Annotated in this window: 27 protein-coding genes; 22 read left to right on the top strand and 5 right to left on the bottom strand. The window is 58.1% G+C overall.

The genetic code is table 11. The features are described 5' to 3' along the window. Together B9P63_RS14240 and B9P63_RS14235 are read right to left on the bottom strand one after the other, a co-directional pair. Entirely contained in the window at window positions 1-330 is a 330-nt protein-coding gene (locus B9P63_RS14240; RefSeq protein ID WP_085309946.1) for a chaperone modulator CbpM, read from the bottom strand. Next, a complete protein-coding gene (locus B9P63_RS14235) occupies window positions 327-1,274 on the bottom strand; it encodes a DnaJ C-terminal domain-containing protein (protein WP_085309945.1) in 948 nt (315 codons plus the stop codon). Before B9P63_RS14235 ends, B9P63_RS14240 begins: the two co-directional genes overlap by 4 nt. 209 nt (window positions 1,275-1,483) lie before the next feature. Between B9P63_RS14235 and B9P63_RS14230 the strand changes: the two genes are divergently transcribed. The 7 genes from B9P63_RS14230 (at window position 1,484) to B9P63_RS14200 (ending at window position 7,191) form a co-directional block, all read left to right on the top strand. After that, window positions 1,484-2,644: an efflux RND transporter periplasmic adaptor subunit gene (locus B9P63_RS14230; protein ID WP_245830688.1), complete on the top strand. Its 1,161-nt coding sequence runs from the start codon at window positions 1,484-1,486 to the stop codon at window positions 2,642-2,644. Beyond that, entirely contained in the window at window positions 2,644-3,861 is a 1,218-nt protein-coding gene (locus B9P63_RS14225) for an ABC transporter permease (protein ID WP_085309940.1), read from the top strand. The genes B9P63_RS14230 and B9P63_RS14225 overlap by 1 nt, the downstream gene beginning before the upstream one ends. Beyond that, window positions 3,858-4,547, top strand: a complete 690-nt coding sequence (locus tag B9P63_RS14220; protein ID WP_085309939.1) for an ABC transporter ATP-binding protein — start codon at window positions 3,858-3,860, stop codon at window positions 4,545-4,547. The genes B9P63_RS14225 and B9P63_RS14220 overlap by 4 nt, the downstream gene beginning before the upstream one ends. Before the next feature lie 148 nt (window positions 4,548-4,695). Next, a complete protein-coding gene (locus B9P63_RS14215; protein ID WP_085309937.1) occupies window positions 4,696-4,875 on the top strand; it encodes a hypothetical protein in 180 nt (59 codons plus the stop codon). A gap of 1 nt (window position 4,876) precedes the next feature. Then, the gene (locus B9P63_RS14210) at window positions 4,877-5,833 is read left to right on the top strand and encodes a cation diffusion facilitator family transporter (protein ID WP_281252360.1); all 957 of its coding nucleotides are present in this window, start codon (window positions 4,877-4,879) and stop codon (window positions 5,831-5,833) included. A gap of 96 nt (window positions 5,834-5,929) precedes the next feature. Next, entirely contained in the window at window positions 5,930-6,940 is a 1,011-nt protein-coding gene (locus B9P63_RS14205) for a permease (RefSeq protein ID WP_085309935.1), read from the top strand. A gap of 14 nt (window positions 6,941-6,954) precedes the next feature. Further along, window positions 6,955-7,191 (top strand): thioredoxin family protein, encoded by a 237-nt coding sequence (locus B9P63_RS14200; protein ID WP_085309933.1) that lies wholly within the window; start codon window positions 6,955-6,957, stop codon window positions 7,189-7,191. A gap of 431 nt (window positions 7,192-7,622) precedes the next feature. Here B9P63_RS14200 and B9P63_RS14190 read toward each other — a convergent pair whose 3' ends face one another. Both B9P63_RS14190 and B9P63_RS14185 read right to left on the bottom strand, forming a co-directional pair. Beyond that, the gene (locus tag B9P63_RS14190) at window positions 7,623-7,928 is read right to left on the bottom strand and encodes an ElaB/YgaM/YqjD family protein (protein WP_085309929.1); all 306 of its coding nucleotides are present in this window, start codon (window positions 7,926-7,928) and stop codon (window positions 7,623-7,625) included. Between the two features lie 93 nt (window positions 7,929-8,021). After that, on the bottom strand, window positions 8,022-8,441 hold the full coding sequence (locus B9P63_RS14185; protein WP_085309927.1) for a cupin domain-containing protein: 420 nt from the start codon (window positions 8,439-8,441) through the stop codon (window positions 8,022-8,024). Window positions 8,442-8,672: 231 nt separating this feature from the next. On the opposite strand from B9P63_RS14185, the gene atpD reads away from it, so the two are divergent. The 15 genes from atpD (at window position 8,673) to B9P63_RS14110 (ending at window position 21,455) form a co-directional block, all read left to right on the top strand. Beyond that, window positions 8,673-10,121, top strand: coding sequence for a F0F1 ATP synthase subunit beta (atpD, locus tag B9P63_RS14180; RefSeq protein WP_085309925.1), 1,449 nt, complete (start codon window positions 8,673-8,675; stop codon window positions 10,119-10,121). Beyond that, entirely contained in the window at window positions 10,118-10,528 is a 411-nt protein-coding gene (locus tag B9P63_RS14175; protein WP_085309923.1) for a F0F1 ATP synthase subunit epsilon, read from the top strand. Before atpD ends, B9P63_RS14175 begins: the two co-directional genes overlap by 4 nt. Next, on the top strand, window positions 10,525-10,809 hold the full coding sequence (locus B9P63_RS14170) for an AtpZ/AtpI family protein (RefSeq protein WP_085309921.1): 285 nt from the start codon (window positions 10,525-10,527) through the stop codon (window positions 10,807-10,809). Before B9P63_RS14175 ends, B9P63_RS14170 begins: the two co-directional genes overlap by 4 nt. Next, the gene (locus B9P63_RS14165; RefSeq protein ID WP_176219169.1) at window positions 10,806-11,096 is read left to right on the top strand and encodes an N-ATPase subunit AtpR; all 291 of its coding nucleotides are present in this window, start codon (window positions 10,806-10,808) and stop codon (window positions 11,094-11,096) included. Before B9P63_RS14170 ends, B9P63_RS14165 begins: the two co-directional genes overlap by 4 nt. Then, window positions 11,093-11,806, top strand: a complete 714-nt coding sequence (locus B9P63_RS14160) for a F0F1 ATP synthase subunit A (RefSeq protein WP_085309917.1) — start codon at window positions 11,093-11,095, stop codon at window positions 11,804-11,806. The genes B9P63_RS14165 and B9P63_RS14160 overlap by 4 nt, the downstream gene beginning before the upstream one ends. Continuing rightward, a complete protein-coding gene (locus B9P63_RS14155; protein WP_085309916.1) occupies window positions 11,806-12,051 on the top strand; it encodes a F0F1 ATP synthase subunit C in 246 nt (81 codons plus the stop codon). The genes B9P63_RS14160 and B9P63_RS14155 overlap by 1 nt, the downstream gene beginning before the upstream one ends. Before the next feature lie 4 nt (window positions 12,052-12,055). Further along, window positions 12,056-12,790 (top strand): F0F1 ATP synthase subunit B, encoded by a 735-nt coding sequence (locus B9P63_RS14150; protein ID WP_085309914.1) that lies wholly within the window; start codon window positions 12,056-12,058, stop codon window positions 12,788-12,790. After that, window positions 12,780-14,333, top strand: a complete 1,554-nt coding sequence (locus B9P63_RS14145) for a F0F1 ATP synthase subunit alpha (RefSeq protein WP_085309912.1) — start codon at window positions 12,780-12,782, stop codon at window positions 14,331-14,333. Before B9P63_RS14150 ends, B9P63_RS14145 begins: the two co-directional genes overlap by 11 nt. Next, window positions 14,330-15,175, top strand: coding sequence for a F0F1 ATP synthase subunit gamma (locus B9P63_RS14140; protein ID WP_085309910.1), 846 nt, complete (start codon window positions 14,330-14,332; stop codon window positions 15,173-15,175). Before B9P63_RS14145 ends, B9P63_RS14140 begins: the two co-directional genes overlap by 4 nt. Window positions 15,176-15,326: 151 nt before the next feature. Beyond that, window positions 15,327-17,153 carry a PHA/PHB synthase family protein gene (locus B9P63_RS14135; RefSeq protein ID WP_085309908.1) on the top strand — a complete coding sequence of 609 codons (1,827 nt, stop codon included), beginning with the start codon at window positions 15,327-15,329 and terminating at the stop codon, window positions 17,151-17,153. Further along, window positions 17,150-17,914, top strand: coding sequence for an enoyl-ACP reductase FabI (fabI, locus tag B9P63_RS14130; RefSeq protein WP_085309906.1), 765 nt, complete (start codon window positions 17,150-17,152; stop codon window positions 17,912-17,914). The genes B9P63_RS14135 and fabI overlap by 4 nt, the downstream gene beginning before the upstream one ends. Then, window positions 17,901-19,310 carry a bifunctional enoyl-CoA hydratase/phosphate acetyltransferase gene (locus B9P63_RS14125; protein WP_217806509.1) on the top strand — a complete coding sequence of 470 codons (1,410 nt, stop codon included), beginning with the start codon at window positions 17,901-17,903 and terminating at the stop codon, window positions 19,308-19,310. The genes fabI and B9P63_RS14125 overlap by 14 nt, the downstream gene beginning before the upstream one ends. Continuing rightward, window positions 19,307-20,518 (top strand): acetate/propionate family kinase, encoded by a 1,212-nt coding sequence (locus B9P63_RS14120; protein ID WP_085309904.1) that lies wholly within the window; start codon window positions 19,307-19,309, stop codon window positions 20,516-20,518. The genes B9P63_RS14125 and B9P63_RS14120 overlap by 4 nt, the downstream gene beginning before the upstream one ends. Window positions 20,519-20,622: 104 nt before the next feature. Beyond that, complete coding sequence (locus tag B9P63_RS14115; RefSeq protein ID WP_085309902.1) at window positions 20,623-21,039, top strand: hypothetical protein; 417 nt, start codon at window positions 20,623-20,625, stop codon at window positions 21,037-21,039. Between the two features lie 53 nt (window positions 21,040-21,092). Next, a complete protein-coding gene (locus tag B9P63_RS14110; protein WP_085309900.1) occupies window positions 21,093-21,455 on the top strand; it encodes a hypothetical protein in 363 nt (120 codons plus the stop codon). 81 nt (window positions 21,456-21,536) lie between these two features. On the opposite strand, the gene B9P63_RS14105 is transcribed toward B9P63_RS14110, so the two are convergent. Then, window positions 21,537-22,346: a hypothetical protein gene (locus tag B9P63_RS14105; protein WP_085309898.1), complete on the bottom strand. Its 810-nt coding sequence runs from the start codon at window positions 22,344-22,346 to the stop codon at window positions 21,537-21,539. Between the last annotated feature and the right edge of the window lie 54 nt (window positions 22,347-22,400).

Below are 22,400 nucleotides of genomic sequence, written 5' to 3'. Positions count from 1 at the left end.
TCAGCCCTGTTTCAACGTGGTGTCGATCCGGTTGCGCAGATCCACAGGCAGGGCGTCAATCACCTGGGCGATTGCCGCAAGATCCTGTCGCGCGGCGTGCAATTGATCGATGAGCGAGATCACAATGCCAAGCGCTGTTTCATCAAGATCGAGATCCTGAGACAGATCGCACAAGAGCTCCAACCGCGCGATGTCTATGGGACGGAAAACATATCCGTCGGTATGGCGCTGCGGCTTAATGAAATCGCCTTCGATAAAGCGCACAAGCTGGACGCGGGTCAATCGTGTTACCGTAATGACGACCTCATCTTCTGAGAAAAAGTCCGTCATGTCTTTGCCCCCTTTATCAGATCAACGCGCGGATCAAACCCGTGATTTTGGCGCCATTCGGACAGAAAGTTGCGTAAGCTCTCATCGGGGTCAGACGGTACAACGACCTTTAGTTCGACCTTCTGATCGCCTTTCGTCTTTCGCCCCGTCCGCGCAACGCCGCGCCCCCTCAAACGCAGTACTCTGCCGGTGCTGGCTCCAGGTGGCACTGTCAGACCGACCGGTCCGTCGATGGTTGGTGCGGTGACTTTGCCGCCCAGAACGGCCTCGTCTATTGTAATCGGCAAAATCAGCAAGATGTCGTCGCCGTCCCGTCGGAACACCGGATGTGGTCGCACAAGGACTGTGATCAATGCATCACCGGGTGGTCCACCACCAAAGCCGGGGCTGCCCTTGCCGCGCAGTCGTAGGGTCTGACCATCTTCCGTGCCGCGCGGGATCTTGACCTCAAGGCTTTGGCCGTCCGGCAGAGTTATCTTCGTTGTACTGCCCCGCACGGCATCAAGGAAAGGCACTTCCAATGTATAGCGCGCGTCCGCCCCGGCGGCCTGAAAATCACGCGCGCCAAAGTCGTCGGCACCACGCGTGCGCCCCCGGTGCCGCAAAATCTCCGCAAAGATGTCGGCGGGATCGGCATTTGCCCCGAAGCCATGACCTTGTTGATAAGCGTTGTCAGGTGCATGTGCGAAATCGCGGTAATACTGGCGCTGAGGGCGTTCCGCACCTAGTCCGTCAATCTCGCCGGCATCAAAGCGCGCACGGGTCTCGGGATCTTTCAACACTTCATACGCAGCGGCAATGGCCTTGAACCGTGCTTCTGCGCCCGCGTCGTCGGGATGTAGATCCGGATGGCTGGTGCGCACCAGTTTGCGATATGCTTTCTTGATTGCGTCTGCCGTGGCCGATTTGGGCAAGCCAAGCGCTTCGTATGGATCGTCGGGCATTCAGACTCCCTTAACTCTGACTAAAACGCAGTAAGCGGACCATCCGACCGTCCGGTGCTTCTGTCCGCTTAAGGTGCCATGTCAGTTAGGGGCCCGTCCTGATCCATGTCAGCACCGTAGGTGCAGGAACGCCTATTCTGCCCTAGCAGACACAGGGTCGGAGACTGACGCACTTACAGTCTCAAACTCAATTCGAAAAGGACGTCACATTGACGGAAACTGATAAAACTTCCAATGAGAACGGCACGACCGATCTGCTCGCTTTGAGTCCAGCCCCCGTCCCTGCCCTACGTCATCCGGCGCCAGTCGCATCACCAAACCGAAGGATTTGGCTCTGGATCAGTGCAAGCGTCATGGGTCTTCTGTTGGCGGCTCTCGCATATTCACAACTGTGGATGGCAGGGCCGTCGGTGGTCACTGTCGAAATGGCGCAGCAGGCGCCCGTCACACGCCTTCTCGCCGTCAACGGACGTATTGCTGCAGTCAATTCCGTCGACATCCGGCCCGTTGTTACAGGCACACTGATAGCAATTGCCGTTACCGAAGGTGATGTGGTCGAGGCAGACCAGATCCTCGCACAAGTGGACGCCGCCGCGCAAAATGCAATTGTGCGGCAAGCCATGGCTGGCCTGGATGCAGCTCTCGTTACCCAAGCTCAGGCAACCGAAAGCTACGAGCGCGCGCTGTCCCTTGGCCCAAATATCGCCAGGAGCGTGCTCGAAACCGATGCCCATGTCGTCCAAACGGCGGTGCAGGAGGTTGCGCGCCAAACCGCCGCTCTTGATCAAGCCCAAGTCGTGCTTGGCAATCACACCATCCGCGCGCCGCGCAGCGGCACTGTTGTGGCGCTTGACGCCGAGCTGGGCCAACTTACCGGACCCACAATTCCCTTGCTGACACTGGCAGATTTGAGCGATCTGGTGGTCGAGGCAGATGTGGACGAAGCCTATGCGACACAGATTGCATTAGGACAACCTGCTGTGCTGCAACTGGCGGGTGAGGCACGCAATCGAGACGGACACGTCAGTTTTGTGTCTGCCCTTGTGGATGCGGCAACCGGTGGTCTGGCGGTCAAGATCGCCTTTGAGGCCCCGGTCATGGCTCCCATCGGTCTGACGGTTGCGACGAACATCATCGTGGAGAGACGCGATGCGGCGCTGACCCTACCGCGCACCGCCCTGCAAACAGGCGCGGATGGCACGGGCGTTCTTGTGGTCAGAGACGGAATCGCAATGTTCCAACCCGTTTCGGTGGTCGATTGGCCCGCCGCACGGCTGATCGTGACAGGAGGCCTTACCGAGGGTGACGCCGTGATCATCGACCCGACCAACATCGAAGTTGGGCAGGCCGTCGTGTCGGACCAACCCTGATGCTTTACGCCCTCAAGATCGCGGGCCGATACCTAACGGCGAGCAAGGCGCAAACAGCGCTCCTAATCGTCGGGGTCGCGGTGGGCGTGTTTATCTTCATTTTCATGTCGGCCCTGATCGGGGGGTTGGCCGAATTCATCCTGTCGCGCACCGTGGGCGATATCTCGCATATCACGATCGAGGCCGAGATCGATGACCCTGCCGTATTGATTTCACCAAATGACTTGGATGGCGGCCATGTCTTGTTCGTCACCGAACGGGGCCGCGACCGGACCGCCACACTGAGTGATGCGGCGACATGGCTTCCCCTGATCGAGGCAGTACCCGGTGTGCGCGCCGTCTCGCCGCAGATCACCGGTGCCGGATTTCTGACACGCGGCGCACAAGTCAGCCAGGTCAGCGTGACAGGTTTGGAGCCTGGGAAAGAATCCGCGATCCTGGACCTTGAGGGCTACATGGTCGCGGGAACCGTACGGCTCGGCTCGGGTCTCATCGTGCTGGGCAATAGATTGACAGATGATCTGGCCCTATCGCTCGGCCAGACACTACGGTTGCAAAGCTCAAACGGGGTCACGGCGACACTCACACTGAGCGGCATCTTTGATACGGGCAATGGTGGGATGGACGGCGCGCGCGCCTTTGTCAGCCTTTCGACTGCGCGAACCCTCTTTGCCATGCCCCAAGGCGTGACACAGATCGAGATCAAGCTGGACGATCTGAATGCCGCCGATACCACCGCCCTTCGGATCAGTGGGCTCACGGGTCTGGATGCCGTGCCGTGGACGGACGGAGCCGAACAGTTGATGGAGGCGCTGAACGCACAGGCGCAGACCGGGTATTTCCTAAAAACATTCGCGCTCATCACCATCGTCATCGGGGTCGCCTCAGCGCTCTTGCTCTCCACCTACCGCCGCCGCCCCGAGATCGGGATTATGCGGGCGATGGGGGCAAGTCGTGGCTTCGTTGTTTTCGTGTTCGTCACTCAAGGTGCCATGATAGGACTGATGGGCGGGGTCACGGGGGCGGCCCTGGGGTATCTTGCCTTGTTGCCATTCCCATCGCGCGATGCGTTTCAGGCAGGGACTCTGCCGTTGGACATTACCCAGGGATCGTATGGACTGGCCATTGCCCTGACGCTCATCGGCGCGATACTCGCCTCGATCCTTCCTGCGAGGTCGGCCGCCCGGGTCGATCCAGTCACGGCAATCGGACAATGACGATTTCGCAAAGCGCCCTTCTTGAGGTGAGCGATCTGGTCAAGACCTTCGGAACCGGGGACGTGGCAACACGCGTGTTGCGCGGCTTGTCACTCTCCCTCGCAAAGGGAGAAATGGCCGCCCTGCTGGGTCCGTCCGGTTCGGGCAAAAGCACGCTGCTGACAATCCTTGGTACGTTGATGAAGCCCACATCAGGCAGCTACAACATGTTAGATCAGGATCTGATCGCGGCGGACGACAATCAACTGACGGTGTTTCGTAACCTCCATATTGGCTTTGTCTTCCAGTTTCATAACCTATTGCCCGATTTCACCGCACTGGAAAACGTCATCTTTCCGACGGCTGTCCGAATGGGCCGCGAGACATCCGCCGCCCGCGACCGTGGCCGCGACTTGCTGGTGCGCATGGGGCTGGAGGAACGGATCAACTTCCCCTCGACCAAACTGTCAGGCGGACAGAAACAACGCGTCGCCGTCGCCCGCGCCCTGATGAACGGCCCTGAATTGGTGCTCGCAGATGAGCCTACCGGCAACCTTGACCGCGCCTCGGCCAGTCAAGTGATGGAGCTGATCGGACAGATTAACCGCGAGGAAGGTACGACATTTCTAATCTCGACCCATGACGAAAAGATAGCGGGTCTTTGCCGGCGTCAACTGGTGGTGGGGGATGGGATTGTGACGGGTTAGCGTTCTCGCATGCTTGAGGCGTCGATCCGTTGAACAGGTCGCTGCGTCTTGGTAGATGCCGCCTTTCCTAACTTGGATTAGTGCAAGCCGATGCTCCTTTGTACGACACTTGATAAACACAATATTCTTCAGAGAAAGCGAGCTTCAAATGACTTTCAAAGACCTCGACAAAAAGGCGTTTGGTCCCACAGAAATCCCTGAGGAGGAAGCGACACCAGCCAACAAGAGTGATGGCAAGAAGTCGCACGAAAAAGCGACTTCAACAGGTACGAAGCAAGCACTCAGGCCAGCTGAGGATGATGACCTGTTCGACAATATGCCAGTCTGAGTTGGGGCATACGGTCAAAACTAGGAATGTCCTAAACAAACCCGGGCATCACCACCATATCGACCCCAAAGCCGGAAACACGCGGATACTTTGGGCAGTTGTGATCAATATCATGCTGACCGTGGTGCAGATCGTTGGTGGGATTCTATCCGGTAGCCTCGCGTTAATCGCCGATGCGATCCACAATCTGTCAGATGCCCTTTCACTTGGTCTTGCATTTTTTGCGCGCAAAATCGCGCAGCGACCAGCAGACGACGCCATGACGTTTGGATATGGCCGTGCGGAGATCGTCGCAGCGCTCATTAACTATACGACGCTGATCCTGCTTGGCCTCTTTTTGACGTATGAGGCGGTTTTGCGATTGTTCGCCCCAACGGACGTGGACGGTTGGTCAGTTGTAATCATTGCGGCATTCGCGCTTGGGGTGGATACGTTGACCGCGTTTCTGACCTACGCGCTCTCCAAAAGCAGCATGAATATTCGCGCGGCGTTCCTGCACAATGTTGCGGATGCACTTGGTTCCGTTGCTGTCATTGTCGCGGGCACTGTCATTATTCTCTATGATTGGCGGCTGATTGATCCGCTGATCACATTACTGATCGCGGGGTACATCCTGTGGCAGTCCATCACCGAAATTGGCGGCTCAGTGCGCATCTTGATGCTCGGCAGCCCGCCGGATCTGGATACTCAAGCTGTATTGACGGCGATGCGCAGCGTGTCAGGCGTTGAGAATGTGCACCACCTTCATGTGTGGCAGATGCAGGAACACCAATCCGCATTGAACGCCCATATTGTGATCAAAGAAGGCCGCTGGAACGAGGCTGATCGCGTGAAAGAGGCCGTGAAGATCGTCCTTCGCGCTAGGTTCGGGCTGTCTCACATCACCCTCGAGTTGGAACGCCATGGCTTTGAGTGTGAAGACGTACAAGTTGTCGGCCACACCTCAGCAACAAATTGACTTGTCCTGACGCAGATCAACGCCACGCCGCCCGGGTTCGCTAGAGCTTGAGGAAATGGCGGAACGATGTCCTTACCGTCAAAGGAGTATATCTGAATGGGCGATGTCTTTGTGTGGCTGAACGATCAACTGCTGCGCATGCAGTGGTTGTCGGATCTTGTCACATTGCTGGTGCGCGACGGGTTCGGTTTGGATCCAGCAAGCCAGATTGGCGGAAGCATTCACTTTTTCATCTATGACGTGATCAAGATATTCATTCTGCTTTCGGTTTTGATCTTCGCCATTTCCTATGTGCAAAGCTATTTCCCACCCGAACGTACGCGCCGCATTCTTGGGCAGCGCAGCGGTTTGGGTGCTAATATCCTCGCGGCCCTTCTTGGAACCATCACCCCTTTTTGCTCTTGCTCCTCTATCCCGCTTTTCATCGGCTTTACCAGTGCAGGTCTACCACTGGCGGTGACATTTTCCTTTCTGATCTCATCCCCGCTTGTTGATCTGGCCTCCGTGATCTTGCTGGCCAGCATTTTTAACTGGAGCATCGCCCTAGCCTACGTGACCATTGGATTGGTGCTGGCTGTGTTGGGCGGAACCCTGATCGGAAGACTCAAAATGGAAGATCAGGTTGAAGCATTTGTCTATCAAAGTCCTGTCAGTGACCATGACAATGATGGGGCGATCAGTCTACGCGAGCGACTGGCCTTTGCCGCGGGTCAAGTGATGGATATCGCCCACCGGGTTTGGCTTTATGTTTTGATCGGCGTCGGGATCGGTGCAGCAATCCACAACTGGATACCAGAAGCCTTTATTTCAGCACTCTTGGGTCAGGACAAATGGTGGTCCGTTCTGGTCGCGACGCTTGTGGGAGTTCCGATGTATGCAGATATTTTCGGCACACTGCCCATCGCCGAGGCGTTGGTTCAGAAGTGCGTTGGTCTGGGCACCGCGCTAACCTTCATGATGGCTGTCACAGCACTTTCACTGCCTTCGATGATCATGCTCAAGCGCGTCGTCAAGCCGCGCCTGCTGGCGGTGTTCATCGGCATCGTCACGGCAGGTATCATTCTGATTGGCTATATTTTTAACGCCACAGCCCATCTATTTGTTTGAAAAGGAGAGACACAATGATCATCAAAATCCTCGGATCAGGTTGCAAGAAATGTGTGGCCTTGGGCGAGAATGCAAAGACAGCTTTGCAAGCTGCAGCCATCGACGCCGAGATCGAAAAAATCACCGATGTTGTCGCCATCTCCGGCTATGGGGTCATGTCCACCCCCGGTCTGGTGATCGACGAAAAGGTCGTCTCAACCGGACGCGTATTGAGCGCATCCGAAATTGGGGGCCTTCTCAAGAACAAGTAAGTTGATCAGGAAAAGGATGCCTTCGCCGCGCTGTTTCTGATCAAATCAGTCCGGTTTGTCGTCGCCCAAATATCTGGCAAGGACAAAGGCTGCAGTAAAAGCAACTGTCGCCGCGACGCCTGTGGGGTCCGTCGCCGAAGGAATGGGTGAGGCCTTGGGTGCGTTTGCAACTTGCTGTTTTGACCACGGTTTTTTTAAGATCGCCACACACCCTCCTGCTGCCAAAAGCAAACCAAGCCCCGTCAGAAGGGCGGCCAACGCAGCGCCTAATGACGCGCTAAGTGCGAGGAAAGCAGACACAGTGATAAACCCAAGGCCCGCAAGCCCAATCAGGCCAACTGATATTTCCAAAAACAAGCGCCAAAGCACTTTTTGCGCAGCGAATCGGGCACTGCCTTCAACGCCGCGCATCGCATCTTTCAGAAACTGGTTCACCGGCGCGACATGGCCCCGACCAAAAGACCAGCGCCCGCCGCAAGGCCAATGGCCAGTAACGGGTGATCGGCAACCGATGCCTCAAGCTGATGTTCGGCGGATTTGCCTGTTCTTTCGACGTAATGTTTCGCTTCGCCAAAGCCTTCGGCGATATCAGTCGCCATATGGCTACCGCGTTTTCCAGCAATCCCGCTAACTGTCTCGGCAAGACGCGACAAATCTGTCCGCAAGGCGGCGAGCTGGTGGCTTACAGCTTCGAAATCGGTCGCTGCCTCTGTGGTTGCTTTGCTATTTTGTGACATTAAGAACTCCATGTTTTTTTTGTTTGAAGATGACTTAGTGGCACATTATGCGCCCATTTTGGTTGTAGTCAGAACGGCAACAGGACCAAGTCGCTAGACCCGGACCACATCAGATTTGTTTTCAGTGGTCTGTCCCTCAAAGGTCTCGTCCGAGGCATCCGCTTCTGCCTTTGTCTTCTGAACAAGCTGATCGCGATGATGTGCTGGGCCATAGATCGTATAAAGCTTAAGTGGCTCATGCCCTGTGCAAATCACGTTATGATGCGCACCTGCGGGCACAACGATACCGTCGCCGGGTCCCAACTTATGGGTGACGCCGTCGATCACCGCGCGCCCTTTGCCGTCCTCGATACGAAAGAACTGGTCCGTGTCGGAATGAATCTCACCGCCGATCTCGGAGCCTGGATTAATCGACATCAGAACCAGCTGAAGCTTGGCTCCGGAATAAAGCACCCGCCGGAAGTCCGTGTTTTCTTCGGCCAATTCCTCGATGTTTCCAAAGTATCCAATCACGACAAACCTCCCAAAGGTTGCGCCACATGACGCAGCGATCCGTTCATGTTTGCCTAGAGATAGCCCCCTCCGCACTGATCAGGGTTAGTGGCCATGGCTTTCAATGTAAGGTGTCCGATTTGTAAAGTACGCCTGCGCGGCTACCGGCGCCACGCTAACACCGATCAGCACGGTCCCCCGACGCTCCGGGTAAGTTGAGACAGATGGCCCTTTCAGAAAGACCGCGCTCAGATGCAAAACCACCACAAATCCACAGATCCATTTCATCAGAACATTGGCACCGTGCATGCTGTACGAGGTGCAGTTGTGGATGTGGTTTTTGCCAGCGCGGACCTGCCGCCAATTCACGCCGCGTTGAATGTCGAATGGGATGTGCCAAGCCCACTTATCCTGGAAGTTCACAGCCATCTTGATTTGACCAAGGTACGCGCAGTGGCGTTCCAATCAACCGCGGGCCTCGCGCGCGGCGTCGCGGTGCATGCAAGCGGCGGGCCAGTTGCCGTGCCGGTTGGCGACGCGGTGCTTGGCAGATTGTTGGATGTCGTGGGCTCTCCCAAAGACGATGGGCCACCGCTGCCAAAGGATACGCCACGCCGATCAATCCATGCGCTGCCACCCGTTTTGAGCACCCAAACCCGCACGACGGACGTATTCGAGACCGGTATCAAGGTGATCGACCTGCTGACTCCGATGGCCCAGGGCGGCAAGGCCGCGATGTTCGGCGGTGCGGGCGTTGGGAAGACCGTTTTGGTGATGGAACTGATCCGGGCCATGGTCGAGAAATACGAAGGCATCTCGGTCTTTGCAGGTGTCGGCGAGCGGTCCCGCGAAGGACACGAATTGCTCACAGAGATGAGCGAGTCCGGCGTGCTGGAACGCACGGTGCTGGTCTACGGGCAGATGAATGAGCCGCCCGGCGCGCGCTGGCGCGCGCCGCTAACCGCACTGACAATCTCGGAATATTTCCGGGATCAGAAGCACAAGAACGTACTTTTGCTGATGGATAACGTCTTTCGCTTTGTGCAGGCCGGTGCCGAGGTATCGAGCCTTCTGGGCCGCCTGCCCTCCCGTGTGGGCTACCAGCCCACGCTTGCGACCGAAGTCGCAGGGCTTCAGGAACGGATTGCATCGGTCGCAGGGTCAGCCGTGACGGCGATTCAGGCGGTTTATGTACCTGCCGACGACTTCACCGACCCGGCGGTCACCACGATCTCCAGCCATATGGATTGCGTTATTGTACTGTCACGCGCCCAAGCCGCCGAAGGCTTCTATCCCGCGATTGACCCGCTGGCCTCATCCTCGATGTTGCTCGATCCACTCGTGGTCGGAGAGGAGCACTACAAGACCGCCGAAGCTGTCCGGCAAGCCCTGGCCCGCTTCCGGGAGTTGACCGATATCATCTCCTTGCTGGGGGTCGAGGAGTTGGGAACAGCCGACCGTCTCATCGTGAAACGCGCCCGGCGGCTGCAGCGGTTCCTGACCCAGCCCTTTATGGTGACCGAAGCCTTTACCGGAACGCCCGGTGCCAGCGTCTCACTGGCTGACACTCTCAAAGGGTGCCGCGCGATCCTAGACGGTGCCGCTGACGATTGGGCCGAAAGCGCTCTCTATATGGTCGGCACATTGGAGGATGCACGCAAGAAAGAAGACGCCGCCAACGCCAAAGAGGCTGCGGCATGAGGTTGCGGATTATTACACCCCTGTCTGTCGTTGTGGACGAAGACATCGACGGATTGCGCGCCGAGGACGCAAGCGGGAGTTTCGGCATCCTCGCTGGCCATGCGCCCTTCGTCACAGCACTAGCGCTTTCGATTGTCAGTTGGCGCAAAGCAGACCTCGAGCAGTTTAGCGCCCTGCGCGGTGGGGTCATGACTGTGGGGGATTCCTCAGACATTCATATTGCAACACGCGAGGCCGTGACGGGCGATAACCTTTCCACCCTCGACGCCGATGTGCTGGCCCGCTTCCAATCCGATGCAGACGTTGAGCGGACCGAGCATGTCGAGACGATGCGCCTGCAGTTCAACGCCATCCGCCACATGGTCAGTCGCCTGAAACCCGGTGCAAACGCGGGTGAGTTCCGATGACCCGCCCAGAGCCCGAAGATGATCCGCTAGTGACGCAAACCCGCCTGCGCCGGGACCGGCGTGACCGGTGGCTTCGCGACGGCGACATGTCCGTGGGCCGCCGTCTGGCGCAAATCGGGGTGTTAGGCTGGATCTTTGTTGTCCCGACGCTGGCGGGCCTGTTTTTGGGGCGCTGGCTCGATGCTCGCTTCGCCTCGGGCATTTTCTGGAGCGCCCCTTTAATGTTTTTGGGTGTTTGCCTTGGCGGCTGGACCGCATGGAAATGGATGAATGCGGAATGATTGATCTCTCAGGCCTGCCGCTGTTCATCCTCCTAGCAAGCTGTTTTCTGGCTGGGCTTTTTATCGGATATGGTTATTTCCGCGCCCTACGCGCGACGGCTGATCTGATCGTGCACGAGGGTCAACCGCTGATGGGATTGGCCCTGACCCTCGGGCGTCTGTCCCTTTTGGTCACGGGCTTTTTCATCGCTGTGTTGATTGGCGGGCTGGCCTTACTGGCGACTTTTGCAGGGGTACTCTGCGCCAAAGCTCTGATGCTCTACAAGGTGCGGAGGGACGAGGTTTGAATTCGCCACTGGACTCAATCGCACTCTTCTACCTTGGCCCTCTGCCCATCACGCAGGCCGTGCTGACGACCTGGGCGATCATGGCGATACTGGTCATCGGGTCCTATCTACTGACCCAACGGATGGACCTTGTACCCGGCAAACGGCAGGCCGCCCTTGAACTGATCGTCACCACAATGGACACCCAGATCGTCGAGACGAGCGGCGCAAACCCTTCCCCCTATCGCGCCTTCATCGGCACGCTGTTCATGTTCATTCTTGTGGCCAACTGGTCGTCGCTGATCCCGGGGGTCGAACCGCCAACCGCCGGGCTGGAAACCGACGCCGCATTGGCCGTTCTCGTCTTTCTGTCGGTGATCTGGTTTGGTGTGCGCGGCGACGGCATTGGTGGCTATCTCAAATCCTTCGCAGCGCCGAACCCGATCATGATCCCTTTGAACATATTGCAAAGCCTGACGCGCGTTTTTTCCATGTTTGTGCGCCTGTTCGGCAATGTAATGAGCGGCGTTTTTGTCATCGGCATCGTCGCTTCGTTGGCGGGCCTTCTGGTGCCGATCCCGCTGATGGCGCTCGATCTGCTGACCGGATTGGTGCAGGCCTACATCTTTGCCGTGCTGGCGATGGTTTTCATCACATCCACGGTGGAGGACGGACAGCGCTCCGAGCGCGATGCCGCTCCGGCCACTCCCCCGAACCAAAAGGACACTTAATGGATTACCTCTCTCTAGCCAGTATCATCGGTGCGGCTTTTGCCGTGGCCTTTGGCGCACTTGGCCCCGCACTCGCAGAAGGCCGCGCCGTTGCCGCCGCAATGGAGGCCATCGCCCGACAGCCAGAGGCTGCGAACACGATATCCCGCACACTGTTTGTCGGCCTCGCGATGATCGAGACGACCGCGATCTACTGTCTGGTCATCGCGCTCTTGTTGATCTTTGCCAACCCGCTGCTGAGCTGAGCCGATGACAATCGATTTCTGGGGCCTCGGCCTGCAGGCGGTCAACGTCCTGATCCTTATCTGGCTATTGTCACGGGTCTTCTGGCGTCCTGTCGCGGCGGCCATTGCCAAGCGTCAGGAAACGGCAGAGGAGGTGATCGGGTCTGCAAAGGCCACGCAGGCCAAGGCCGACACCGCACTGGCCGAAGCCACCAAGGCCCGCGCCGGCATCGCAGAAGAACGCGCCGCGATGCGCGATGCGGCAAGGATAGAAGCTGAATCCGCAGCAAAATCCACCCTCGCCGAGGCCCGCACCAAAGCCGAGGCGATATTGGCCACAGCGAAAGACACCATCAACCATGAAGCCGCAGCCGCCCGCAAAGCCAATGACGCCCAGGCCTCGGAGTTGTCGCTCAAAATTGCCGCCCGGCTGCTGGAACGCCTGAACGGTCCCACTGTACAATCCGCCTTTCTGTCGCAACTGGTGGACGCCATCGCAGATATGCCCGCCGCCGACCGCAAAGCACTAGCGAGTGATCCAAAAGGCATCGAGATCGTTTCGGCGACCGATACTGGGGCGGAGCAGGGGAAGGTCGAAAAAGAAATTCAGACCGCTTTAGGCGGCACCACAGAGATACGTTTCACCACCGATCCCGACCTGATTGCCGGTCTGGAGCTGCGCAGCCCGCACTTCACCCTCCACAACTCGTGGGCTGAGGACTTAAAACAGGTCCGGAAGGCGGTGAAAGATGCCGCCTGACACGTCAAACTGGGTCGCGAGAACAGCAGACGCATTGAAGAACACAGCCCTTGGCCCTCGCACCATGCACAAGGGGCGGGTCGAAGAGATCGGCGACGGCGTTGCCATGATCTCCGGACTGCGCGATGTGCGACTTGATGAGGTCTTGCGTTTTGAGGGCGGTCAGACGGGTTTCGCCCGCGTGCTCGACCCCGATCTGATCGGATGTGTTCTTCTGGACGCCGCCACGGATGTGGAAGCGGGTGACGCGGTTTTCGGGACCGGCGAGGTTGTGAATGTTCCAGTTGGCGAGGCGCTGTTGGGTCGGATCGTGGACCCGCTGGGACGCGCCCTAGACGGCAAAGGGCCCGTAGAGGCCAAGACACATCTGCCAATAGAACGACCCGCGCCCTCTATTATCGAACGGGATCTGGTAACAGAACCTGTCCAGACCGGTATCGTGGTGATGGATACGCTTTTTGCGCTTGGCCGAGGCCAGCGCGAGTTGATCGTCGGCGATCATTCGACGGGTAAGACGACGCTGGCCATAGACGCGCTGATCGCGCAACGTGACAGCGACATGATCTGCATCTACGTCGCCGTGGGGCAGAAGACATCCAGCGTCCGCCGCGCCATCGATGCGCTTCAGGCACAGGGCAATTTTGCACGCTGTATCGTCGTCGTGGCGGGCTCGTCTGAGGCGCCGGGTCTGCAATGGATTGCACCCTATGCAGGCATGACCATGGCCGAATACTTCCGCGACAAGGGCCAGCATGCGCTGATCATCATTGATGATCTATCCAAACACGCCGCCACCCACCGTGAAATCGCACTCCTCACCCGTCAGTCGCCGGGTCGCGAGGCCTATCCCGGTGATGTCTTCTACATCCATGCACGACTTCTGGAACGGGCGGCTAAACTGTCCAAAGACCGCGGCGGCGGGTCACTGACGGCCCTACCGATTGCAGAGACTGATTCAGGCAACTTGTCGGCCTACATACCAACCAACCTGATCTCGATCACCGATGGACAAATCGTCCTGGACGCCGCCTTGTTCCATCAGGGTCAGAAACCGGCCGTGGATGTTGGCCTGAGCGTCAGCCGCGTCGGCGGCAAGACACAGGCACCTATCCTTCGCAAAGCCGCAGGCACGCTGCGTCTGGACTATGCGCAGTTTCTGGAACTTGAGGTCTTTACTCGCTTCGGCGGCATGCCCGATGGCCGCGTCCGCGAGCAGCTGACCCGTGGCGCGCGGATCCGTGAAGCGCTGCGTCAATCCCAGCATATGCCGTTCCGTTTGGTGGATGAAGTCGCACTTATGCTCGCAGTGCAGGCCGGGCTGCTGGATCCCTTGCCGCTTGCGGCGGTGGCCGCCTATCGGACAGGTCTACCAGCGCATCTGGACAAGAACGCGCCCGAGATGCTCAAAGCTCTGACCGAGACAGGAGACCTTGACGATAAAGTTCGCGAGCGCCTGATGGAAACGCTCGCCGAACTCGCCACGTCACTGGGCGGAGAGCAGACAGCGGCGAAGACAGACACAGCCGCAGCAGACGGCCCATGACCGAAAGACTGGCCGATATCAGCGCCCGGATCGAAGGTATTCGCGAGTTGGGCGCGGTGGTGAATGCCATGAAAGGCATCGCCGCTGCCCGTGCGCATGTCGCCCGAGGGCAAGTTGACGCCGTGGACAGTTACGCCGCAACCATTGCTATGGCGATGTCGCGTGTTCTTGGGCCTGACATCGCCAAAACTGGCCCCGACCAAGACGCGGGCAACCGAATGGGTCTACTCGTCTTTTGTGCCGAGCAAGGTTTCGCAGGCGCATTCAGCGAACGTGTGCTCGACAGCATCAACGGGGCATCGGGCACCGAAACCTTGTTCCTCATCGGCACGAGGGGGCTATCTATTGCGACAGCACGCGGTATGAAACCGCATTGGAGCGCACCCCTGCCCTCCCACACGCCCGGCATTCCGAAATTGGCAGGCGAGATCACAACGGCAATCTACGCGGCGGTCGCAGCGCGGCGCATTGACTGTCTCGATGTAATCTTCACCGGCTGGCAGGCAGGCCGCCCTGCCCTTGTCCGGCAACATCTGTTTCCGATCGATCTGGCCAATCTTCCGCCTGCATCGCAAGACCGCCCCCTGATGCAGTTATCGCCAAGCACCCTGATCGCTTCGCTCGGTCAGGATTACTTCAACGCGCAAGTCTGCAAGGCGGCGCTCCACGCTTTTGCCGCTGAAAACGAAGCGCGGATGGAAGCCATGTCGTCCGCAGGGACTCAAATCGCACGTGAACTGGAGACGTTTCAAGCGACCCTGCGCCGTGTGCGGCAGGAGGCGATTACGGCGGAAATTATCGAACTTGGCACCGGTGCCGTCACCGCGCGTGACAGGCGTTAATATCTACACCCTAAACCTTAGGGCCAATCATAGCCGAAGACGGTGATCAATTCTGCCCAGACACTAACCCAGATCAACGCCGCAGTGCAGCAAACGCATTAGATGTCCGGAAAAGGATGCGCCAGTCGCGTCGTTACCCGGAGGACAAGCCATGTCAACACAACCCAAACTGATCGCGTCTCGCGCAGATAAACCGGCCCCATCCACTCAGACGTCGGAGATCAAAAGACACGCCGTTGACCCTAAAAAACCGCCTTCGCTCGCGCCCTTTGAAACGCTTGACCGGATGGCCCACGCAAGCGTCGCAAAGGCAACCTCAGGGCTCTCACCTTCGGTGCTGGCCGAGGCGTGGATGGACTGGGCAACCCACCTCGCCGTCTCGCCGGGCAAGCAGTTGCACCTGATGGAAAAGGCACTGCAGAACGCTCAGACCGTTTGGATGGCCAGCCTTGGTATCGGTAAGCCAGAGGCTGCGCAAGACACATCGCTGGCCCTGAACCCCGACCGTCGGTTCGCCGGTGAAGCCTGGCAGAAATACCCATTCAACGTCTGGTCTCAGGCACATCAGCAGTCCTGGGCTTGGTGGCAGGACGCCATGACCGGCGTGCACGGTGTGACGCCCGAACATGAGAACCTCATGGGGTTCGTGGCCAGTCTGATGACCGACACGGCCGCACCGTCGAACTTTGCCATGACCAACGCGGACGTGATCTCGGCCACTCTTACTGAGCATGGTCAGAACCTTGTGCGCGGTGTGAAGAATCTGACCGAAGACCTGATCGCGAAAACCGGAACCGCACCGCCCGCTGGACCGCAAGTCTTTGAGGTGGGGCGCAATCTGGCGACCACGCCCGGCAAGGTGGTGTTCCGCAACAACCTGATCGAGTTGATTCAATATACGCCTACGACCGACACAGTTCGGCCAGAGCCGATCCTGATCGTGCCAGCCTGGATCATGAAATACTACATCCTCGACCTGTCGGCACAGAATTCGCTGGTCGCGTTTCTTGTGGCCCAAGGCTTTACCGTATTCATCGTTTCATGGAAAAATCCCGGCGCGGAAGACCGCGATCTGGGCATGGAAGACTACCGCCAGCTTGGCGTGATGGAGTCCATTGATGCCGCCCTCGCCATCACAAAAGCGCCCAAGCTGCACGCTGTCGGCTATTGTCTTGGTGGCACCCTGCTCTCGATCGCAGCGGCGGCGATGGGCCGGGACGGTGACGCGCGTCTGGCGTCGGCCAGCTTCCTTGCAGCACAGGTCGATTTCACCGAAGCCGGACCGCTGCGCCTGTTCATCAATGACAGTGAGGTCACGCTGATCGAGGACATGATGGCCGAAAAGGGCTATCTCTCCTCGGATCAGATGGCCGGTGCCTTCGCGCTGCTGCGCGCCCGTGATCTGATCTGGGCGCCTGCGATCCACAATTATCTGCTGGGACAGCGCAGCGATGCCTTCGATCTGATGGCGTGGAACGCCGACGCCACACGGATGCCGGCTCGGATGCATTCCGAATATTTGCGCAAGCTTTTTCTCAATAACGACTTGGCCGAAGGCCGATATCATGTCGGGGGCAAAGCCATTGCCGTCTCTGATATCCGCGCGCCGATCTTTGCCGTCGGCACCGAGGATGACCATGTCGCCCCTTGGCAATCAGTCTACAAGATGCAGCTTCTGGCTGATACGGATGTGACTTTTGTGCTCACAAGCGGCGGACACAATGCAGGCATTGTCTCAGAGCCCGGCCATGCGGGACGGCATTTCCGGATCGCTGAGACCAAAGCTAATGCCACCTACCGCGATCCCGCCGAATGGATTGAGAAAAACGCGGCCGAAGACGGTTCATGGTGGACTGACTTCGCCAGTTGGCTTGCCGCGCGATCAAGTGCGCTCGCCGCACCACCAAGCATGGGTACAACGTCGGGCACCTACAAGGCGCTATGTGATGCGCCCGGCTCCTATGTCATGCAGCGATGAAGTCGCTGGAGGGCAAAACCGTGCTGGTGGTTGGGGTTGCGAACGCCCATTCCATCGCAGCCGGATGTGCGCAGGCCTTCGCTGATGCGGGGGCCGAGATCGCAATGACCTATGTGAACGAGACGGCCAAACCCTACGTGCAGCCAGTTGCCGACGCCGTGGGAGCAAAGCTGCTACTGCCACTCGACGTCGAAGCCGAGGGGCAGATGGACGCCGTTTTTGCGGCGATCGACGCTCGCTGGGGGCGGCTCGATGTTCTTGTCCACTCCATCGCCTTTTGCGTGGCAAAAGACCTGCACGGTCGGGTTGTTGATTGCTCCCGCGCGGGCTTTGCACAGGCCATGGACATCTCGGTCCACTCGCTGATCCGCATGGCACAGCTCGCCGAACCGTTGATGACAAAGGGTGGCACGATCCTGACCATGACGTATTACGGCGGCGAAAAAGTCGTTGACCACTACAATATCATGGGACCAATCAAAGCCGCCCTTGAGGGGACCATGCGCGCCCTTGCGGTTGAACTTGGCCCCAAAGGCATCCGCGTCAACGCGATCTCGCCAGGGCCGCTGCAAACACGCGCAGGCTCCGGTATCGCCCATTTTGACGCGTTGATCGACGCCGCACGAAGTCGCGCACCCGAGCAGAATCTTATGACGATCAAGGATGTGGGGGATGTGGCAGTCATGCTGGCAAGCGACGGCATGCGCAGCGTCACTGGCGATGTCACTTATGTCGACGGAGGCCTGCATGTCCGCGCCTGAACCGATGCAGTATATCGAGAACAAGACTTACGCCGAGATTGCAGTGGGCGACCACGCGGAACTGACGCGGACGTTGAAGCCGCAGGATATCGAATTGTTCGCCGTTATGTCCGGCGACGTGAACCCAGCGCATGTCGATGCCGAATACGCCAAGTCAGACATGTTCCACGGTGTGATTGCCCATGGCATGTGGGGTGGCGCGCTCATTTCGGCCGTACTAGGGACCGAGTTGCCCGGCCCCGGCACGATTTTCCTAAACCAGAGCCTGACATTCGAGGCTCCGGTCGGGCTTGGCGATACGGTCACCGTACGGGTTGAAGTGACGGAAAAGCTTGAGAAAGACCGCCTGCTGCTCGCCTGCACCTGCCTCAACCAAGACGGCAGATCAGTCATCGAAGGCGTGGCCCGTGTCATCGCTCCACGCGAAAAGGTGCGCCGCCCGCGCGTCGTCCTGCCCGAGGTCCATCTGCATGTCCAAGGCGCGCAATATGCCAGGCTGATCGCAGCGACCGAGGATCTGGAACCGGTTCGGACCGCCGTTGTGCATCCTTGCGATGCGCTGTCCCTGAGCGGCGCGCTAGAGGCCAGTCGGCAAGGGATTATTCTTCCCGTTCTGGTCGGACCAAAGGCAAAGATCGAAGCTGCGGCACAAGAGGCTGGGCTCAGCCTTAAGGGATTTGAGGTTGTCAACGCGCCCCATAGCCATGCCGCAGCCCTTGCAGCTGTGGCCCTTGTCAGGGCGGGCACAGTGGATGCCCTCATGAAAGGAGCGCTGCACACGGATGAGTTGATGGAAGCGATCGTCGATACCACCCTTGGCCTGCGCACCGAGCGGCGGATGAGCCATGTCTATGTGCTGGACGTGCCGACCTATCCCAAACCCCTGCTGATCACAGATGCCGCGATCAACATCTATCCTGATCTCAGGGTCAAACGCGACATTGTCCAAAACGCCATTGACCTGGCACTCGCGCTAGGGACGCCACTGCCAAAGGTCGCAATCCTTTCAGCAGTTGAGACTGTGAACCCCCGAATAACCTCGACGTTGGACGCCGCCGCCTTGTGCAAAATGGCGGATCGGGGCCAGATCACCGGTGGGTTGCTGGATGGTCCATTAGCTTTTGATAATGCCATCTCTCCAGTAGCGGTCGCTGCCAAAGGGATCGTGTCGGATGTGGCGGGCATTGCAGACATCCTCGTCGCCCCGGATTTGGAGGCCGCTAACATGATGGCCAAGCAGTTGATCTATCTGGCCGGTGCCGATGCAGCAGGCATCGTGCTGGGCGCACGGGTGCCGATCATCTTGACCAGCCGGGCCGACAGCACGGTGTCGCGGCTTGCCTCCTGCGCATTGGCGCAGCTGTTCATCAACCACCAACCATCGACATTGCCATGACAGACGCCATCCTTGTGCTGAACGCGGGCTCTTCCAGCCTCAAGTTCGCAGTGTATCCCTATGCACCGGGCAGCCCACCACCGATACTACGCGGCAAGATCGCAGGGATCGGCACAAACCCGGTCTTTTCGGTACGCAAAAGTGTGGGGGTTGCAGTCCCACAGGCCAGTCCGATGCCGCTTGAGCCGTCGGCAGGTCTAGACGATCTAATTCCAAAATTATTGGACTGGCTGAACTCCAACCGTGGCGGTGTCACGATCCGGGCCGCCGGGCATCGCGTGGTGCATGGCGGGCGCACGCACGCCGAACCGGCGCGGGTCACCGATGTGCTGCTGACTGATCTCGAAACGCTGGTGCCGCTTGCGCCACTGCACCAACCGCATAATCTGACGGCAATCCGCTGCGTAGCCGCCTCCGATCCGGGTCTGCCGCAGGTCGCCTGCTTCGACACCAGCTTTCACCGGACGCAAAGTCGGCTGTCGCAACTCTTTGCTCTGCCCCGTGCAATGACTGACGAGGGTATATTGCGTTATGGCTTCCACGGTCTGTCCTATGATTACATCGCTGGCACCCTACCTACCCATCTTGGCGGCCGTGCCGATGGGCGTGTGATTGTCGCCCATCTGGGCAGCGGAGCCAGCATGTGCGCGATGTTGAGCCGACGCAGTGTTGCAACAAGCATGGGGTTCACCGCTCTGGATGGGCTGATGATGGGCCGTCGCTGCGGCGCGCTCGACCCGGGCGTCGTGTTGTATTTGATGCAGGAAAAAGGACTAACCGCGCAGGACGTCACATCGTTGCTCTATACGAAATCCGGTCTTCTCGGTGTGTCAGGCATCAGCAATGACATGGCCGCCCTAGAAGCAATTGCCTCAGCCCCAGCACAGGAAGCGATCGACCTATTCTGTTATCGTGCAGCAGGTGAATTGGCCCGGCTCGCAACCGCCATTGGCGGGATCGACGCCATCGTCTTTACCGCTGGGATCGGCGAAAATTCTGCCCTCGTGCGTCGTCGCATCTGCGATCGTCTGCTCTGGATGGGTGTGGAGATCGACACCGACGCAAACGACAGACATGCCACCCGCATCGGCTCCCTGAGTTCCGAAGTTGACGTGCTGGTCATCCCAACTGACGAAGAGATCATCGTCGCGCGGGCAACCCATGCGTTGACCAGCGCCAAGACTGCTCCTACGCGTCTTAAGCCCTGATCTGCATCAGCGCAGCACGGCACATCAAGGCTTACCCTGTCACAAAATGTACAGACAATCGCGCGGCTAAACCATTTCTGCCAATCACAGGACAGGAGAATACAATGGCGATGTCCATGACCCAGTTGGGCCAAGATCCGGCCTTTGAGCGTTTTCTTGGGGCACCGGTCGGTGAAGACCGAACAGGCACCAGCGTGTCTGTCCTGTCGATGCTTGCCCGACTGAACGTCGATCCGTGGAATGAGGCGTCTGATCTGGCCAAGATGCAAGAGGCCCCGGCACGGCAAAGACTGGTAGCGTTATTGGCCCGTTTCGAGGACGTGCCCACGCTGCTATCGGATCAAGGTCGCGTTGCGTCGGGACTGCTGGCCTTTCTGCCAAATCGAGCAAAAACCACGGGACCCTCCGGAAATGGCTCGGTCGCTCAATCTGTGAAACTGCCAACCGGCGCGCCCGTCTATTGGATCATCGCAGCAGCCCTTTTTCTTGGCTGGATCGTAACGCTGGCTCAAGGGAACTGAGATGCAAATATCAAGCAATTCCGGGAGATGTCGGACATTGACAAGGGCGCGGCATGACACCGGATGACACCCTATGGAATCTCGAAGAGCGTTTCTGGACGAGCGGAGCTGAAAGCGCCCGCAATATGACCGCAAAAGACGCCGTCTTTGTGTTCCCCTACCCCGTCGGGATCCTGCGCGGTGATGCCCTCTGGAGAGAGGCTGATGTCGCGCAGAGATGGCGCACGGTCGTGATGAGTGAGCGTCATATATCACGACAGGTCAACATTGCTGTTCTGGCGTACCGCGTGTCCGCAGAACGGAGCGACCTGCCGATCTATGAGGCGCTTTGCACCTCGACCTACCTGAACGATGAAGGCACATGGTTGCGGCTGAGCCACCAGCAGACGCCGGTAGTGGATATGGGCGAAGGGTGAGTTTGGGAAAGTTCGGCTGTGAGCGCATCGCAACAGATGCCGCATACTGGTCGGATGTTTGCTATGGCTGGCTGAACCGTCCTAAGTTCTCTTGCCACCACTGTTCTTCAGTGAAGCGAAGTGCTGAAAAACTGAAGTAACAAATTCACTCTGAGCGGATTTCTCGAAATCCATACAGATCACGTCGAGCCTGCCAGAATTGCCAAGATACCAGGTTTCTTTTCCAAGATCGTAAGGCTGAGACGATACCGTGTCAGTAATGTGAAAGAAAAGGCCATTAGCAAAGACCCGAAAGAATTTCTCTGTCGATCCATCAGGTCGAATCATTTCATGATTCATGGGAGTAAGGTTGTGCAACGGGCCTTTTGTGGCAAACTGGAAAACCTTGATCGGAAATATTTTCGGATCGAATTCGCAATGCCCAAGTACTACTTCTCTGGCCTGTTCGAGAAGCGCTTCCGAAACCTGAAAGCTCTGTAAATCCATCATTCCGGAAGCGCCCGCACGCCAGAGGATACTAGTTGCGAACTTAGCCAGCGTAATGTGATCGACGTCGCTAAGCGATCTTAGCCCAATAGCAGCCCCAGCCCCGAATGGTTCCATCTCAAGTTCGGAAACATCGTCCCAATACTTCCATGCAAGTTTCAGCCGCTGAATTTCTTTAATCGCATCATCGTCAATTGACGCGAGAATATCTTCGCCTTTTCGGATTACGAGCTGTTGGTCATACCAACTATCAAAGCGTTTTTTGGGACGTTCTTGGCCGTCCGATTGAAACATCGGGCCGCCTGGAACCTCTTTTGGCGTCAGCGCCTTTGGGACAATATGGGATTTAACGTACTTCCCGCGCTTTCTTGTCAGCCTGCACACTCCAGTATCGTGTTTCTTCATAACAACTCAATCCAACCAGTCCGAGATTTAAAACCGGACATTGTGTGAACGTAA

The sequence above is a fragment of the Planktotalea arctica genome (assembly GCF_002105285.1).
Lineage (GTDB): Bacteria > Pseudomonadota > Alphaproteobacteria > Rhodobacterales > Rhodobacteraceae > Planktotalea > Planktotalea arctica.
Note: the sequence above shows the minus strand (reverse complement) of the source record. Positions and strands in the feature narration are given on the sequence as shown.